Origin of the sequence: Lactobacillus sp. ESL0246, assembly GCF_003692965.1 — a bacterium.
Classification (GTDB): Bacteria; Bacillota; Bacilli; order Lactobacillales; family Lactobacillaceae; genus Lactobacillus.
In genome coordinates, this window is record NZ_REHC01000008.1 from 26,722 (window position 1) to 40,046 (window position 13,325).

15 protein-coding genes are annotated in these 13,325 nt (G+C 31.9%); 4 read left to right on the top strand and 11 right to left on the bottom strand.

Annotated features, from left to right (window positions below; genetic code table 11):
• Nucleotides 1-155: 155 nt before the first annotated feature.
• Together F5ESL0246_RS08210 and F5ESL0246_RS04100 are read left to right on the top strand one after the other, a co-directional pair.
• The gene (locus tag F5ESL0246_RS08210) at nucleotides 156-302 is read left to right on the top strand and encodes a hypothetical protein (RefSeq protein ID WP_158592483.1); all 147 of its coding nucleotides are present in this window, start codon (nucleotides 156-158) and stop codon (nucleotides 300-302) included.
• A 1,232-nt stretch (nucleotides 303-1,534) separates the two neighbouring features.
• A complete protein-coding gene (locus F5ESL0246_RS04100; protein ID WP_122018254.1) occupies nucleotides 1,535-1,894 on the top strand; it encodes a hypothetical protein in 360 nt (119 codons plus the stop codon).
• Nucleotides 1,895-2,082: 188 nt separating this feature from the next.
• Here F5ESL0246_RS04100 and lanKC read toward each other — a convergent pair whose 3' ends face one another.
• The 8 genes from lanKC to msrB all read right to left on the bottom strand — a co-directional run bounded on the left by lanKC (nucleotide 2,083) and on the right by msrB (nucleotide 8,547).
• On the bottom strand, nucleotides 2,083-4,680 hold the full coding sequence (gene lanKC / locus F5ESL0246_RS04105) for a class III lanthionine synthetase LanKC (protein ID WP_122018255.1): 2,598 nt from the start codon (nucleotides 4,678-4,680) through the stop codon (nucleotides 2,083-2,085).
• 21 nt (nucleotides 4,681-4,701) lie between these two features.
• Nucleotides 4,702-6,426 carry an ABC transporter ATP-binding protein gene (locus tag F5ESL0246_RS04110; protein ID WP_122018256.1) on the bottom strand — a complete coding sequence of 575 codons (1,725 nt, stop codon included), beginning with the start codon at nucleotides 6,424-6,426 and terminating at the stop codon, nucleotides 4,702-4,704.
• 73 nt (nucleotides 6,427-6,499) lie between these two features.
• The gene (locus F5ESL0246_RS08450) at nucleotides 6,500-6,628 is read right to left on the bottom strand and encodes a hypothetical protein (protein WP_255409433.1); all 129 of its coding nucleotides are present in this window, start codon (nucleotides 6,626-6,628) and stop codon (nucleotides 6,500-6,502) included.
• A gap of 112 nt (nucleotides 6,629-6,740) precedes the next feature.
• Entirely contained in the window at nucleotides 6,741-6,866 is a 126-nt protein-coding gene (locus tag F5ESL0246_RS08455; RefSeq protein ID WP_255409620.1) for a hypothetical protein, read from the bottom strand.
• Between the two features lie 14 nt (nucleotides 6,867-6,880).
• A complete protein-coding gene (locus tag F5ESL0246_RS04115; protein ID WP_122018257.1) occupies nucleotides 6,881-7,264 on the bottom strand; it encodes an N-6 DNA methylase in 384 nt (127 codons plus the stop codon).
• Nucleotides 7,265-7,317: 53 nt separating this feature from the next.
• Complete coding sequence (locus tag F5ESL0246_RS08135; RefSeq protein ID WP_158593154.1) at nucleotides 7,318-7,524, bottom strand: hypothetical protein; 207 nt, start codon at nucleotides 7,522-7,524, stop codon at nucleotides 7,318-7,320.
• 228 nt (nucleotides 7,525-7,752) lie between these two features.
• On the bottom strand, nucleotides 7,753-7,851 hold the full coding sequence (locus tag F5ESL0246_RS08515; protein ID WP_122018258.1) for a type I restriction-modification system subunit M N-terminal domain-containing protein: 99 nt from the start codon (nucleotides 7,849-7,851) through the stop codon (nucleotides 7,753-7,755).
• A 264-nt stretch (nucleotides 7,852-8,115) separates the two neighbouring features.
• The gene (gene msrB, locus F5ESL0246_RS04125; RefSeq protein ID WP_233551591.1) at nucleotides 8,116-8,547 is read right to left on the bottom strand and encodes a peptide-methionine (R)-S-oxide reductase MsrB; all 432 of its coding nucleotides are present in this window, start codon (nucleotides 8,545-8,547) and stop codon (nucleotides 8,116-8,118) included.
• Nucleotides 8,548-8,694: 147 nt separating this feature from the next.
• Between msrB and F5ESL0246_RS04130 the strand changes: the two genes are divergently transcribed.
• Nucleotides 8,695-9,891 carry an aminotransferase class I/II-fold pyridoxal phosphate-dependent enzyme gene (locus tag F5ESL0246_RS04130; protein ID WP_122018259.1) on the top strand — a complete coding sequence of 399 codons (1,197 nt, stop codon included), beginning with the start codon at nucleotides 8,695-8,697 and terminating at the stop codon, nucleotides 9,889-9,891.
• Nucleotides 9,892-9,977: 86 nt separating this feature from the next.
• Nucleotides 9,978-10,472: a thiol peroxidase gene (gene tpx / locus F5ESL0246_RS04135; RefSeq protein WP_122018260.1), complete on the top strand. Its 495-nt coding sequence runs from the start codon at nucleotides 9,978-9,980 to the stop codon at nucleotides 10,470-10,472.
• 77 nt (nucleotides 10,473-10,549) lie between these two features.
• Here tpx and F5ESL0246_RS04140 read toward each other — a convergent pair whose 3' ends face one another.
• From F5ESL0246_RS04140 to aspS, 3 genes are all read right to left on the bottom strand, one after another.
• Nucleotides 10,550-10,831, bottom strand: coding sequence for an SLAP domain-containing protein (locus F5ESL0246_RS04140; protein ID WP_122018261.1), 282 nt, complete (start codon nucleotides 10,829-10,831; stop codon nucleotides 10,550-10,552).
• A 36-nt stretch (nucleotides 10,832-10,867) separates the two neighbouring features.
• Nucleotides 10,868-11,368: an NUDIX hydrolase gene (locus F5ESL0246_RS04145; RefSeq protein ID WP_122018262.1), complete on the bottom strand. Its 501-nt coding sequence runs from the start codon at nucleotides 11,366-11,368 to the stop codon at nucleotides 10,868-10,870.
• Nucleotides 11,369-11,476: 108 nt separating this feature from the next.
• Nucleotides 11,477-13,324, bottom strand: coding sequence for an aspartate--tRNA ligase (gene aspS / locus F5ESL0246_RS04150; protein ID WP_122018263.1), 1,848 nt, complete (start codon nucleotides 13,322-13,324; stop codon nucleotides 11,477-11,479).
• Nucleotide 13,325: the final 1 nt, after the last annotated feature.

The following is a 13,325-nucleotide window of genomic DNA, read 5'->3' on the forward strand; positions in this document are numbered from 1 at the left end:
AGCGATTACATCATTACTTTTATAATTATACTAATAAAACTAAAACAAAAAAATTACTTATTGGTAAATTTTAAAAGCGCTTTAATGCTTAATATAAATTTGGTTTTTAAAACTATATAGTCACAAAATTTTATATATTTTAACGGAGGGAAATTATGGCAATTACAACATTATCTGATAAAGATCTAGTAACTGTCGTTGGTGGCAAAAATAACTGGGTAGACAACGCACTTGGACTTGGCCTTGGTGCAATTTGGTTGGACTGCTATAACCGGCTTAACAGGTTGATTCAGTCATACTAATCATCATAAAAAATAATTAAAAATTTGGCGAACAACTTATCAATTACAGCGAGATTAATAAAACTGAACTTTCTTCAATCATTGGAAGAAATAAATGAGGAGATGCATTCAACAATGCATTAGGAGCTGGTGGGGTTGCCGCTGGAGTGGCATGCCTTACGCTTGAATCACATAAAAAGCATAAGCGTTAATTAAAATATAGACGAAACCAAGGAATATCCTGTGTATTTCTTACTTTTTATTAAATTTGAAAGAACTTCATACAAAACGGGATAAAACTATGTTTAAAACTAAATTAACAACAAAAAAATTGAGACTTATTAGTTTTCTTCAAGTTATAATAAGTTTTATTGGTTTTATTACACTAGATTCAAATATAAAATTTACATTTATATTAAGTTTTATGTTTTTTCAATCGCTATCTGGATAACTTCTTTTCGTAAATCAGTTGCTCTAATTAATTTCTTTAAAACAAAAAATCATTTTAATTTAAATATTTTTTAGGTATGCTCTTTCTTTTATTTGGAATTCTGCAATTCATTAATAATAAAGAATTATTTTCCTTGCTACTTACAATTGATATTGGCTTGAGTTTTATGATTTTATACCTTAATTTCAATAACTATATAAAAATTAGGAGGGTCCTTAACATGAAAAAGTAATTAAATGTTTAATAATTAGTGCTTCCTCTTTACTTTTAGCACTTTCTATCTTTCCCTCAAATTAAGTCTCTAAGGATATAAATGATATAAATTATGAAAATAAACTTGATAAAGCAGTACTTAAATATTCTTATAAGCATTATTGATTAACTTTAGGCTACATTGGCTATCTTTTAAGTGATAAAACTTAAAAATATTTATATATATTTGTTTTTGGAAGTTTAGCAGCAATTTATTTAGCTAAAGCTTTTGCAAAACATTTAAAAAGATTAGAAACTAGATTTAAAAAAAACAATGTAAAAGCTTTTCGTTTATTTTGCCTAACATATTCAATCTTTGCATTATGGACATTTCTTTCAGTAAAGAGTGTATTATTTATCACTCTTTTTTTATTAATTTTTGTTTAAGTTTTATTTCAATAATATTTATAGATTTATTTAAAACCGTATAATTACATTGCTATTCTTTAGATGTCTAGCTCAATGTATATTGTTAATGAATGCTGTAAGAGCAAATCGAAGCATATATACTTCTTTATTCATTAAATTATTAAACGGAGTAGAAATTAATATGTTTGAAAATAAATTATCTAATAAGTTGGCTTTTTTTCTTTGTGGTTTGATGCAAATATTTATAGGAATAATATTTCTATTTATTGAAAGCAAGAAGTATCATTTCGTATATTTTATAATTTTTATTTTATGTGCAATTTTATTTTTCTTTGCTTCCTTTTCTCCTAAGATATCTTTTAAAAAGAATGCAAAAAAAGGTGAAATGACTGCTATAGACATTGGAGATCAAATTTTAGGAATGATTTCCTGTCTTTTTGGATTAATTACAATAATTATAATAAAAGATCCTTATTCCGGTTTACTCGCAATAGATTTTGGATTCTGTTTATTAATCCTACCTCCACTTAAGAAAGAATGATAAAATTCAAAATATGATGATTGGCTATACTCTTTAAAGTAGATCAACTTGAACAATTATATAAGCCTTACCTGAATAGCGGTACAAAGTATAGTGAAAATATTGATATGGGAATATCAAACCTACCATTTAGAGCATTGAAGTGTCTAGTTTTTTCCCTGATACTTTTAGCTATATTAATTAAAAAATCACTTACTTCTTAGAAGCGGTAGCCAAGCATTCCATGTATGTTGTTTAATATCTGTTAAAAGTAGCAGTAACCCACTGCTTCCAGTAGTCAAATCTAGGGAACACTTAAAGCCAAATCTTCCAGGGACCATTACCCCACCGTTTTGAGCAACTAAGTAATTATTAAGTAAATTGTACTTTTTATTTAAAGTTTCCTTATTATTGGTACAAATAGCAAAGGCATTATCTAAAATTAGTAAACTAAAAAAGCCATCGAATAATCCAGTAAAAAAAGTTACAAAAACATCATTTTTCTTTAATATTTTTAACAAAATTTCTAATTCTTTTTTAGTAAAAACTTTCGGATCATCTTGTAAAAATTCTATCATTAATAAAGCTAAACCAGCACTACCATGATTGACATAAGGTATTAAACGTTCATATGAGTATGAATTATCCTTAATAAATGCACCATCGCTTGTAAGCAGTAATGAATTTTTAATTACTAACTGGTAAATTTTTAAAGCTTCTTGCTTGTATTGCTTTGTATCTGTAGCAATACTTAATTTCCATAAAAATAATGCGGCACCCAACCAGCCTGTAATTAATCCACTATCAGTTTTTTCAGTATAGTGTTCATGCTTAATAATTTCTATGATTTGTTTGCCAATCGCAATTGCATTTTGTAAGTAAATAGTTTTTTTGGTTTGGACATAATAGCATAAAAAAGCTAGTCCAACTCCTGCTAAGCCAGAATAAATTGAAATATCATTACCTAACTTAAATATATCAGTAGTTTGTATCTTTTCCATTATATTACAACTAATTTTAGCATAGCCTTGTTCCCATAAAACGGTTGCAATACCACTTAGACCAGTAAATAATCCAATATCTGTTGTTGGCGCAGCTAACAACTTTTTTAAATTTGGTAATTGTTGTTCAATCCAAATATTAATTTTTTGCTTATTTTTCTGATTTAAAGTTTGTGATCTGTTTAAAGCCATTATAGCCCCAAAAGCGCCATTGGCTATGGAATAATAACTAATTTCAGAACTATATTGCGGAATATCACCATAAATTAATCCTTTAAAGTTAAAGTTCAAGTTATCAATGATTCCCTTAGCTACTTCTACAATATTTTGATTTAGCTGACTCAGTGAAAACGATGTAGACGGTACTGCTAGATTTTTGTGATAATACTGCGGGTGGCGTAAGTCAGAATTAAAATTCAAATTTAATTGTTTTTTTAAATTATGCAAAAATTCTACAATTTGATTGCCAAATTCATTACTAATATTCTTATCTTGCACCGCCTCTAATTCAGGAGCCCAATCAAAGCCAGTTGCTGTTGGCAAAATCATATAACGTGCAATTTTGTATAACGCAATTCGATCAGCTTCTTCATAAGTCTTCGCATTAAAATCTGAATATCCTGGCGTTGCCAGACCTGGATTGTACGCAGCTGAAGTTTTTTGAGCATTTTCAAAATCAATTAACTTTAACTTATCTGTATCCAGTATGACTATATTATCCGGTTGTAAATCGCCAACTGCGATTCCCTTTTGGTGAATTTGGTTAATTGTATTTAAAAGTGCCGTAATAATTTTGACCATCTTCGTAAGATATTCATTTTTCTTTTGTTCATTTGCGGTAAAGGGATATTGGCTATCAATAAAATCAGCTAGAGTATCTCCTTGAAGATATTCTTCAACTAAATACATATGTTTCCATGCCTTAAAACTTTCATAAACATTGACAACTGTTGGTATATCAGCTAGTTGTTTTAATATCTTATACTCGTGTTTAATACGATTAAAACCATCATTCCCATTAGCATCTAAGCCCGCAAAAGAACGACCTTCTTTTAGAACCCATTCTTTCCCCTTGGAAACTGCATGATAAACTCCACCAGCATTGCTATAGTGTAAAGAAAAATCAACATTATAATTCATTAGTTTTTTGAATTCATTTTGATCATAATGTTGCACATTATTTTTCAATTGTTCAGGTTCTACAATAAAATCAGGCTGATAATAATATGGTAACCGTTTATCTTCAACTAAGTTATGTTTATTATCAATAATGGCATAAACTTCTTTACCTGCAATCACCGTTTTCATTGCCTTAAAGGCACCATAACGGTAAAAGACATGACTATCTTGCCACTCTTTATCACTTAATATATATGGCCCCTCTAAAAAATCTTGCGTAATTTCTGCTAATGCAGTAAGAAGTTGTACAAACTCAGTAGTATTTACGGGATAAACTGTAATAAACTTTCCCGACTCTGTTCGGTCACCATATTTGGAATTACTTAAAAGCATTGCATCTACTGTATTAATAAATTTATAACTAACTTTTTTATTGTTTAAGTACTGGCTTACTGTCAATAATAGTTTTTGTGCATCATTAATATTAGCAGTTAGATGAATTTTCCAGCCTTGTTGGGGCAATTTATGATCAAATAAAATATAATGCCAATAGTTATCAGTTGATTCTTGAAAGCTAGTTTTAGGCTTTATGAATTTAAATTTATTTTGGATTTTATTATTCGGATAATAAAAAAGTGAACGCTCGTTTTTAATAAATTCCAGATATTCATTACCAGTTAAGTCCATCTGTATGTTCTCTCCTTTTAATTATTTTTCAACTGCCAATATTTCTTCATTAACAAATTGTTTATATTTAGGAACCAATTGCATTAGCTCTTGATGCGTACCACTGCCGGTAATTTGATGATTATCTAAAAAATAAATTTTGTCTGCATCAACAATTGTCGATAAGCGATGCGCAATAACAATTAGAGTTGTCTGGTGATTGGCTACCAACTTATTCAAAGTATTAGTAATAATTTTTTCCGAATTGGGATCCAAGTTAGAAGTTGCTTCATCTAGAATTAAAAAATGGGCTTGGCGCAAGTATGCGCGAGCAATCTGTAGTCTCTGCCTTTGCCCACCCGATAAACCGATTCCTTGTTCACCAACCAAAGTTTGTAAACCATTAGGCATTTTTTGTACATCTTCTAATAAATTAGCTTTATCTAGGGCTACCCAAATTTCACTTTCTTCAGGAATAGCTGTCAGCCCAAAAGTTAGATTTAGATAAATTGACCCTGAAATAATGGTGTTTTCTTGAGTTACTACGGCAAATAAATTACGCCAAGTATTTAAATCATAATTAGTAGCATTTACTGAATTTAATAGGAGCTGTCCTTCATTCAATTCATACAACCTAGTTAATAAATTAATAATTGTTGTTTTACCAGCACCAGAGGGACCAACTATTGCTATTTTTTGGCCACTATTAAAACTTAAAGAAATATTTTGTAAAACCGGTTCCTTTTGATATGAAAAAGAGGCATTTTTCAACGTTAAACAACTATTCTTAGCAAACAATATTTGAGAATTAACTTGATAAACATTTTTTTCTCCTGGTGTATTCAAAATCTTATTTAATTCCAAAGTAGCTCCTTTAGCTTGCTTGTAACTGGTATAAAAATTACCCAACATATTAATTGGCTCAATTACCTGAAAGAGATAAATTAAAAAGGATACTAAGGTGCCAATACTCAAACTAGCCTGTTGTACACGAATACCACCATATATAATAATTAAAAGAATAATTCCTAAAGTAAAAACTGTTTGAATGGGACCTACAATTGAAAATATGAGATCAGTTTTATTTGAAACTTTAAATAATTCAACTACTATCTGCTTAAAATTTAACAAGACTGGGCGATAAGCATTATTCAGCTTAATACTGCGGATATTATATATGTTTTCTGTACTTTGACCAGAAAGTTCGCTTAATTTATTCTGGGTAGTGAGCGACAATTTTTCACTAATTTTTCCAATTGGATATGCAATTAAGATAATTAGTGAAAAAGATAAGACAATAAATACCGTCAATTGCCAATCTAAATGAAATAAAACGATGAATGATCCTAGCACTGTAATTAAACTATTAATGGTGGCTGGAATACTACTAGTCATGAAGCTTTGAACTACTTCAGCATCATTAATTAAATGACTAGAAAGCTGTCCGCTTTTTTTATTAGCAAAAAAGCTCATAGGCAAAGTAAGTAACTTTTGCTCAATTTCCATTCTGACTTCAGCAATTTTTAAATTTCCGGCCACACTAATTAGATATTGGCAAAAAGCACTAATAATCGCACTGAAAATAATGGTTAGTACGATTAAGGTAACTAAATGAAAATTTAAATGTGCGATTATTTGCGTTTTACCATCAATAAATCGCCGTACTATTAAAGGTATCAAAACCTCAATAAAGGTACCTAAAATTCCTAAAATTATTCCTAAAATGAACTGCCAAGAAATTGAATATAACTTTATTTTATTATCCATAAATCTCACATTCTTTTTAATTAATAAAAGGCATATCTTGTGTTAGAGATATGCCTTTTATTAATTTGTTTGCTTAAAATATACCAAAGAAAGTATGCCCGCAAATTAGCGACTTTCGTTTTTCGTTATTGTATTTATTATGTTTTTGATGCTTGATCTTCTTCTTTTGTAAGCCAAAAATATGTCGCATTAATGAATCCATATAATCGCTCCCTCTCATTCGTATAATAGCATATTTATAAAAAAACTCAATATTTTTTATCATTATTTAATACTTACACTCGTTTATATGCTTACTGCTTTATAGAAATTAACTAGTCTCTTTTAATTTCTAAGTCTTTAGCAATTTTAACTTCTAATATAGCGTTTTCTTCGATGGGAGTTAAATGAGCATATTTTGATAAGTCTACACGTTTTTGAAAGGAAAAACGAATCGCCATAGTTCATTTTTTGTTTAAATAATAAAAAATCCCTGTAAAACGAAAGCAAAACCAGCCTTAGAGCTAATTTGCCATACATAATTGTGAAAACGGGGATCCGTTAACTTATTTTGGTTATTATTCCAAGATTGAGGCTCTGGTGGATTAGTCACAACCGCATCAAAGGTACGTGGATAATCAATTTCCTTAGTATTTGGTTCGGATGGCCAATCACTTTCAAGCGCATCAGTGTTGAACAATGTCGTATTAGTAAATAAAACATGATGCAACATTAGATTCATTCTAGCTAAATTGTAAGCGGTTGAATCTGATTCTTGTCCATACAGCTTAACAATTCCTGTTTGGTGCGTCATTTGTACCGCTAACCAAATTGAACCTGTCCTACAGATAAGGATCATATACTGTGAAAGATTGTGTTGCTTTAGGTAAAACTGATGTCACTATTTAGCTATTAATTTTGAAATTTCATGTGGTGTGTAAAACGCATCCCCCTCTTACCTGCTTCATCTTGATAATCAATACTATCAACTAATTTGACAATCTTCGCTAAAGACTTCGCTCGCTCATTAGCTGATAACTTCAGGTATGAGTCGCATAAGTTAAGCCCATTAAAGATGCCCTTGAAGTATTGACCTGCTGCTTTTATATAGCGCAGCATTCTTATCAAAATTAGCAAAAATAGTTTGATCGACATTTAGATTTGCTTGGCCATTGTCAATTTTATTTACTAATCACTTCCAAGTGTCAAGTGATGCAATTGTATTACCAAGACTTGAAAAGATATCCTTAAGATAACCATTTAATTCAATATGCATGCTTGTTCTAGGTAAGCATCATTAATAGCTTGGTTTTTCTTAACATTTATAGCACTATTACTAACAAGATACTATTCTTGCTGTTCGGATAAGTAACGATAACATATGAAAGCCAAAATATAATTTTTATATTTAGTTGTATCCATATTAGTTCGGAAGTTATTGGTCATCTTCCATAACTAGGAACTAACTGTCTGTAATTTTGTCATTATTCTTCCCTTCTCACGTACACATTTATCGCAATAATACTTTTTGCTTTTGAAGATGGACTTATTTCTATTGACTCATACTAATTAGCTTATCAGGCTTTTAAAAAATGTTAAATTAAGGGAGGTAATAATAATTTTTACTTATTAATAAAATCAAAATAAAAAAGCTATCTAATTTATTAAAGAAATCGATTGGCTTTTTATACTTTACATAATTATTATTATTTAAAAAAGTTTACGATATTCGCCATATCCTTCTTTTTCTAATTGATCAAAAGGAATAAATTTTAAAGCCGACGAATTAATACAATAGCGTAACCCTCCTTGATCTTGTGGTCCATCATTAAAAACGTGACCTAAGTGCGAATCAGCCTCTGGGCTTTTGACCTCAGTTCGTTCCATACCATGTGATTGGTCACGATGATACACTAATTTTTGAATAGGCTTACTAAAACTAGGCCAACCGCAACCAGCATCATACTTATCTTCGCTGGAAAATAAGGGTTCACCAGAAACTACATCAACATAAATGCCTTTTTGATAAAAGTCATCATACTTTCCTTTAAAAGGAAAATCAGTAGCTGCATGTTGAGTAGTTTCAAATTGTTCTTTTGTTAAATCCTTAAGTCGTTCTTGTTTTTTATTTTCATCCATCATAATCACCATCCTAAGCTAACTATAACAAACTTATTTAAACTACAGTAAAATAGTGCTTAGTAAATTAATATTAATTTAAATTCTCGAAAAGGTTGCTCTGCGGTATAATGAACGTTGTATCAAAATCTTAGAAAGGTTCTTTTTATTATGCCGATTTTAGCAAATAATCTAGCTGGAACAATTAACACAAGAATTAAAAAATTACCTAAATCCGAAATTCGCTCATTTAACAACCAAATCTCCCAAATTCCGGATATTGTTAAGTTAACTGTCGGGGAACCCGATCTAAATACGCCTGATCATATTAAACAGGCAGCTATTAACGATATTAACAAAGACGATTCGCATTACGCCCCTGAAGCCGGCAAAACTGAATATTTAAACGCCGTAAGTTCATATTTGCAAAAAAGTCTCAAAGTTTTTTATGATCCACAAAATGAAATTTGTGCAACTGTTGGTGTTTCTGAAGCATTAAATGTTTCTTTTATGGCAATCTTGAATCCGGGCGATAAAGTTATTGTCCCCACTCCTGTTTGGGGCGTTTACTTTGGAATTATTGAAATGGCAGGTGGTATTGCGGTTCAAGTAGATACCTCTGAAGATAACTTCATTTTGACAGCTGAGCACCTATCCAAGGTAATGGAAAATGAAGGTAAAGGTGCTAAAGCAATTATTTTAACTGATCCTTCAAATCCCACTGGGCGTGTCTATAATAAAAATGAACTTGAAAAATTAGCACAAGTAATTGTTAACTATAACTTATATGCTTTAAGTGATGAAATTTATGCAGAACTAATTTATTCTCAAAAGAAACATTATTCTCTTACTCAGATTATTCCTGAACGAACAATTTTATTGTCGGGATTATCTAAAAATTTTGCAATGACGGGGTGGCGCGTTGGTTATATTGCTGGTCCAAAAGAAATTATGCAAACAATTATCAAAATTAACTCATTCATGATTACTTCAGTAACCGATAATGTTCAAATTGGTGCCGCGGAAGCAATGGCTAATGGTGAAGAAGATTACATAGAAGCAAGGAAAATTTATGAAAAGCGTTTGCATATTATTCAAACAGGCTTGGAAAAAAATGGCTTTACAATGGCTACACCTGAGGGTGCTTTCTATATTTTTGCTAAAATTCCTGCTAAATTTGGTTGTGATGATGTTGCCTTTGCAAAAGATTTAGCTACTAAAGCAAAAGTTGGTGTAATTCCGGGAAGCTATTTTGGACAAGGTGGACAAGGGTTTGTAAGATTATCTTATGCTTCTTCGGAACAAAATCTTTTAACTGCCGTTCAACGTATAACCGATTATGTTAATGAGCATCTTATATGTAATTAAGGTGCTTATTGTTTGGGAATATCTAATTATTAGTCTAGACTAATAATTAGATAAAAAGCATGTTATTTATCAGAGAAAGGATAAAAATGCAAATTACAAGAAATAATACCCCATTAGCAACTAACGGACAACCACCTTTAGTTGGGACAACTCTTCCAGATTTTCAGGTTGAACGAGCAGATAAAACTAACGCCACTTCTTTTGATCTGATTACTAAACCAACTTTAATCAGTGTAGTGCCTAATATTAATACAAGCGTATGTAGTATTTCAACTAAACACTTTAATAGCGAAGTTGATACATATGAGGGAATCAATTTTTATACTATTTCTACTAACACATTAGATGACCAAAAAAATTGGTGTGCTGCTGAAGGTGTCGAAAAGATGGAACTTTTGTCAGATAACCAGCGGGATTTTGGTAAAAAGATGGGTCTGTACATTGAAGAAATGGACGTTGATTCAAGAAGTATTTGGATAGTTGATGTCAATAAGAAAATTCTTTATCAAGAATTAGTTCATGAAATGACCGATGAGCCAAATTATGACGCAGCCTTAGAATTTTTAGATGGTCTAAAATAAAAAAAATTAAATAAACAAAAAAGAACTTCGACGGTATCTAACTTTCGAAGTTCTTTTTGTTATCTGATTTAAATTTTTTACTTAAAATTTCTTACTTTGACGTATTGTTTCTTCGGTCCACCAATGCGGTAATATAACTTACCGTTTTTAAATTGATAAGGTGCACCATATGTTCGAATATATCTGCCCTTACGTAGCAAGCGATGATTAGCACGCTTGCTGCCAGTTTGATAAACATAAGCATTATGCTTTAACTTGCGCAAGGTGCCATCAATGTTAGCTGCAAGCACGTATTGGTTATCTGTTAATTTATAAGCCAAAACGCCATCAGTTAAGCGCACGGTTTCAGGATAAACCATGATGTTTTCATATGAGTGAAACTTCGAATTACCAACTTAGAAAGCTGGTTTATCTAATACTTTCCAACTTTTAAATATTTGGTCATCTAGATTAAAAGTTAAAGGATTAAGCAAAAATTCTTTAGCTTTCAGGACCAATGGAGACGAATTATTAATATCTAAACAAGCTAGAGGTACTAAAATGGCTCCAAGTGAATCTTGACCAGCAAACTGCTCTACCTGTCTAGCAATTTTACCAGTTACCTTCTTTATTTCATAAAAAACACAGATATGCTGATTATATTGCCACTGTTGATAATTCCAAGGATATTTAAAGGAAGTAACCCCTATCTGGTGATATGTTAAGGCCATTAAGCCCGTTTCCTCTTTTACTTCACGTAAAACTGCGTGGTTAAGGCTTTCACCATCCTCTAAACTACCACCCGGTAAATCATAACGATTAGTGTATGGGCCACCATGCTTTTTAATGACAACAAGTTCGGACTGATTTCCAATTATTCCATAACAGCCAAAGGCGTAATGATATTTTTTAAGCATTGTTTTGTTTCCAATCTTTTATTAAACACATTATAAAAATAAGCCACAAAACTAGAAGATTACATCAAGCAGTCAATTTTGCGGCTTATTTTTCTTTAAATTTATCTATTAACTTTCATCCCAAGAAGTGTTTTTAGCAGCAGTTTCTTCTGCTTGCTGCTTAAGAGTTGTTTCAATTTTAGCTACACTTTCGTGATACTGTGCTTCAACTTCAATCCCCAAATCAGCTAATTGCTGCTCAGCAACTGGGGCTGGTGCGTGCATCATTGGCTCTGAGGCACTTGCATTCTTAGGAAAAGCCAAGACATCACGAATATTATCTTTTTCTGCTAATAGCATAGCAAAACGATCAAGTCCAATTGCTAGCCCAGCATGTGGCGGAAATCCCATATCCAAAGCATCAAGAAGATAGCCAAATTGTTCATAAGCGCGCTTCTTAGTGAAACCGAGAGCCTTAAGCATTTTTTCCTGAATTGAGCGTTGATGAATTCGAATTGAACCACCGCCCAATTCATCACCATTCATTACAATATCGTAACTGCGTGCATGAGCCTTGTGAGGATCCGTATCAAGTAGTTTAATTCCCTCATCATCAGGCATTGTGAATGGGTGATGTGCAGCAATCCATCTGCCAAAACCTTCATCATATTCAAATAAAGGCCAATCAACGACCCAAATGAAATTAAACACGTGTTTAGGAATAATATTCGTTTCTTTTGCAAATTCACGCCGCAAGTGATCTAAGGAATCACAGCAAACTTTCCATTTATCAGCCACAAAGACTAATAATTCACCACCTTCAAGATTAAATTCTTTAGATAAAGCGGCTTGATTCTCTTCAGTTAAAAAGCGTGCCACCGGACCACTAAATTCACCATCTTCAAATTTTACCCATGCAAGGCCTTTTGCGTGATAACGTTTAATATAATCTTGCTTCTTCTCAATTTGCTTACGTGAATATGATTGAGCACCATTTTTAACCGCAATGCCTTTGACAAAGCCGCCAGCTGCAATTGCTTTAGAAAAGACTTGAAAGTCACTGTCTTTAAAAATTGAATTCAAATCATGAATACACATCCCATATCGAACATCTGGCTTATCGGTGCCATACTTATTCATTGAATCTGTCCAAGAAATCCGATCAATTGGGGTTTTTAGGTTGATACCCATGACGTCTTTCATGATTTTTTTTAACAAGCCTTCGGTATATTCTTGAACTTGTTCTTCATCTGTAAATGAAGTTTCCATATCAATTTGCGTGAATTCGGGTTGCCGATCTCCACGTAAATCTTCATCTCGGAAACATCTTGCTAACTGATAATATTTATCAAATCCAGCTCCCATTAATAATTGTTTGAAAAGTTGGGGCGATTGTGGCAATGCGTAGAAACTTCCCGGATAAATTCTAGAAGGAACAAGATAATCACGAGCACCTTCAGGTGAAGATTTTCCTAAAATTGGCGTTTCAATATCAATAAAGCCATTTTCATCGAAGTATTCATGAGTAGCGCGCAAAATTTTGGAACGCAAAATAATTGCCTTTTGCAAACTTGGACGGCGCAAGTCAAGGTAACGGTACTTTAATCTTGTTTGTTCACCAATTTCGGCACTATCCTTGATTTCAAATGGCGGATTTTGGGATTTATTTAAGATATTAATTGCGCTAGCATTAACTTCAATTTCACCAGTTTTCATATCTGGATTGACGCTTGCTCGTTTGACAACTTTTCCTTTAACTTGAATAACATATTCATTACCTAATTGCGCTGCAATAGCCATTAGTTCTTCGCCTGAACTGTGGTTAATAACAACTTGAACTATCCCTGCGCGATCACGCAAATCAATAAAAATAAGGTTCCCTAAATTCCGGATGCGTTGAACCCATCCATACAAATTAACACTTTGTCCAAGATAGTCAGCAGTGATATTACCACAATAGTTTGTTCTTTTTTCCATT

Excerpts from the sequence above, each read along its gene's own strand:
- F5ESL0246_RS08210 (WP_158592483.1), top strand. The coding sequence starts at position 156 with ATGGCAATTACAACATTATCTGATAAAGATCTAGTAACTGTCGTTGGT.
- F5ESL0246_RS04100 (WP_122018254.1), top strand. The coding sequence starts at position 1,535 with ATGTTTGAAAATAAATTATCTAATAAGTTGGCTTTTTTTCTTTGTGGT.
- lanKC (WP_122018255.1), bottom strand. The coding sequence starts at position 4,680 with ATGGACTTAACTGGTAATGAATATCTGGAATTTATTAAAAACGAGCGT.
- F5ESL0246_RS04110 (WP_122018256.1), bottom strand. The coding sequence starts at position 6,426 with ATGGATAATAAAATAAAGTTATATTCAATTTCTTGGCAGTTCATTTTA.
- F5ESL0246_RS08450 (WP_255409433.1), bottom strand. The coding sequence starts at position 6,628 with ATGGATTCATTAATGCGACATATTTTTGGCTTACAAAAGAAGAAGATC.
- F5ESL0246_RS08455 (WP_255409620.1), bottom strand. The coding sequence starts at position 6,866 with ATGGCGATTCGTTTTTCCTTTCAAAAACGTGTAGACTTATCAAAATAT.
- F5ESL0246_RS04115 (WP_122018257.1), bottom strand. The coding sequence starts at position 7,264 with ATGATCCTTATCTGTAGGACAGGTTCAATTTGGTTAGCGGTACAAATG.
- F5ESL0246_RS08135 (WP_158593154.1), bottom strand. The coding sequence starts at position 7,524 with ATGCTGCGCTATATAAAAGCAGCAGGTCAATACTTCAAGGGCATCTTT.
- F5ESL0246_RS08515 (WP_122018258.1), bottom strand. The coding sequence starts at position 7,851 with ATGACCAATAACTTCCGAACTAATATGGATACAACTAAATATAAAAAT.
- msrB (WP_233551591.1), bottom strand. The coding sequence starts at position 8,547 with ATGATGGATGAAAATAAAAAACAAGAACGACTTAAGGATTTAACAAAA.
- F5ESL0246_RS04130 (WP_122018259.1), top strand. The coding sequence starts at position 8,695 with ATGCCGATTTTAGCAAATAATCTAGCTGGAACAATTAACACAAGAATT.
- tpx (WP_122018260.1), top strand. The coding sequence starts at position 9,978 with ATGCAAATTACAAGAAATAATACCCCATTAGCAACTAACGGACAACCA.
- F5ESL0246_RS04140 (WP_122018261.1), bottom strand. The coding sequence starts at position 10,831 with ATGGTTTATCCTGAAACCGTGCGCTTAACTGATGGCGTTTTGGCTTAT.
- F5ESL0246_RS04145 (WP_122018262.1), bottom strand. The coding sequence starts at position 11,368 with ATGCTTAAAAAATATCATTACGCCTTTGGCTGTTATGGAATAATTGGA.
- aspS (WP_122018263.1), bottom strand. The coding sequence starts at position 13,324 with ATGGAAAAAAGAACAAACTATTGTGGTAATATCACTGCTGACTATCTT.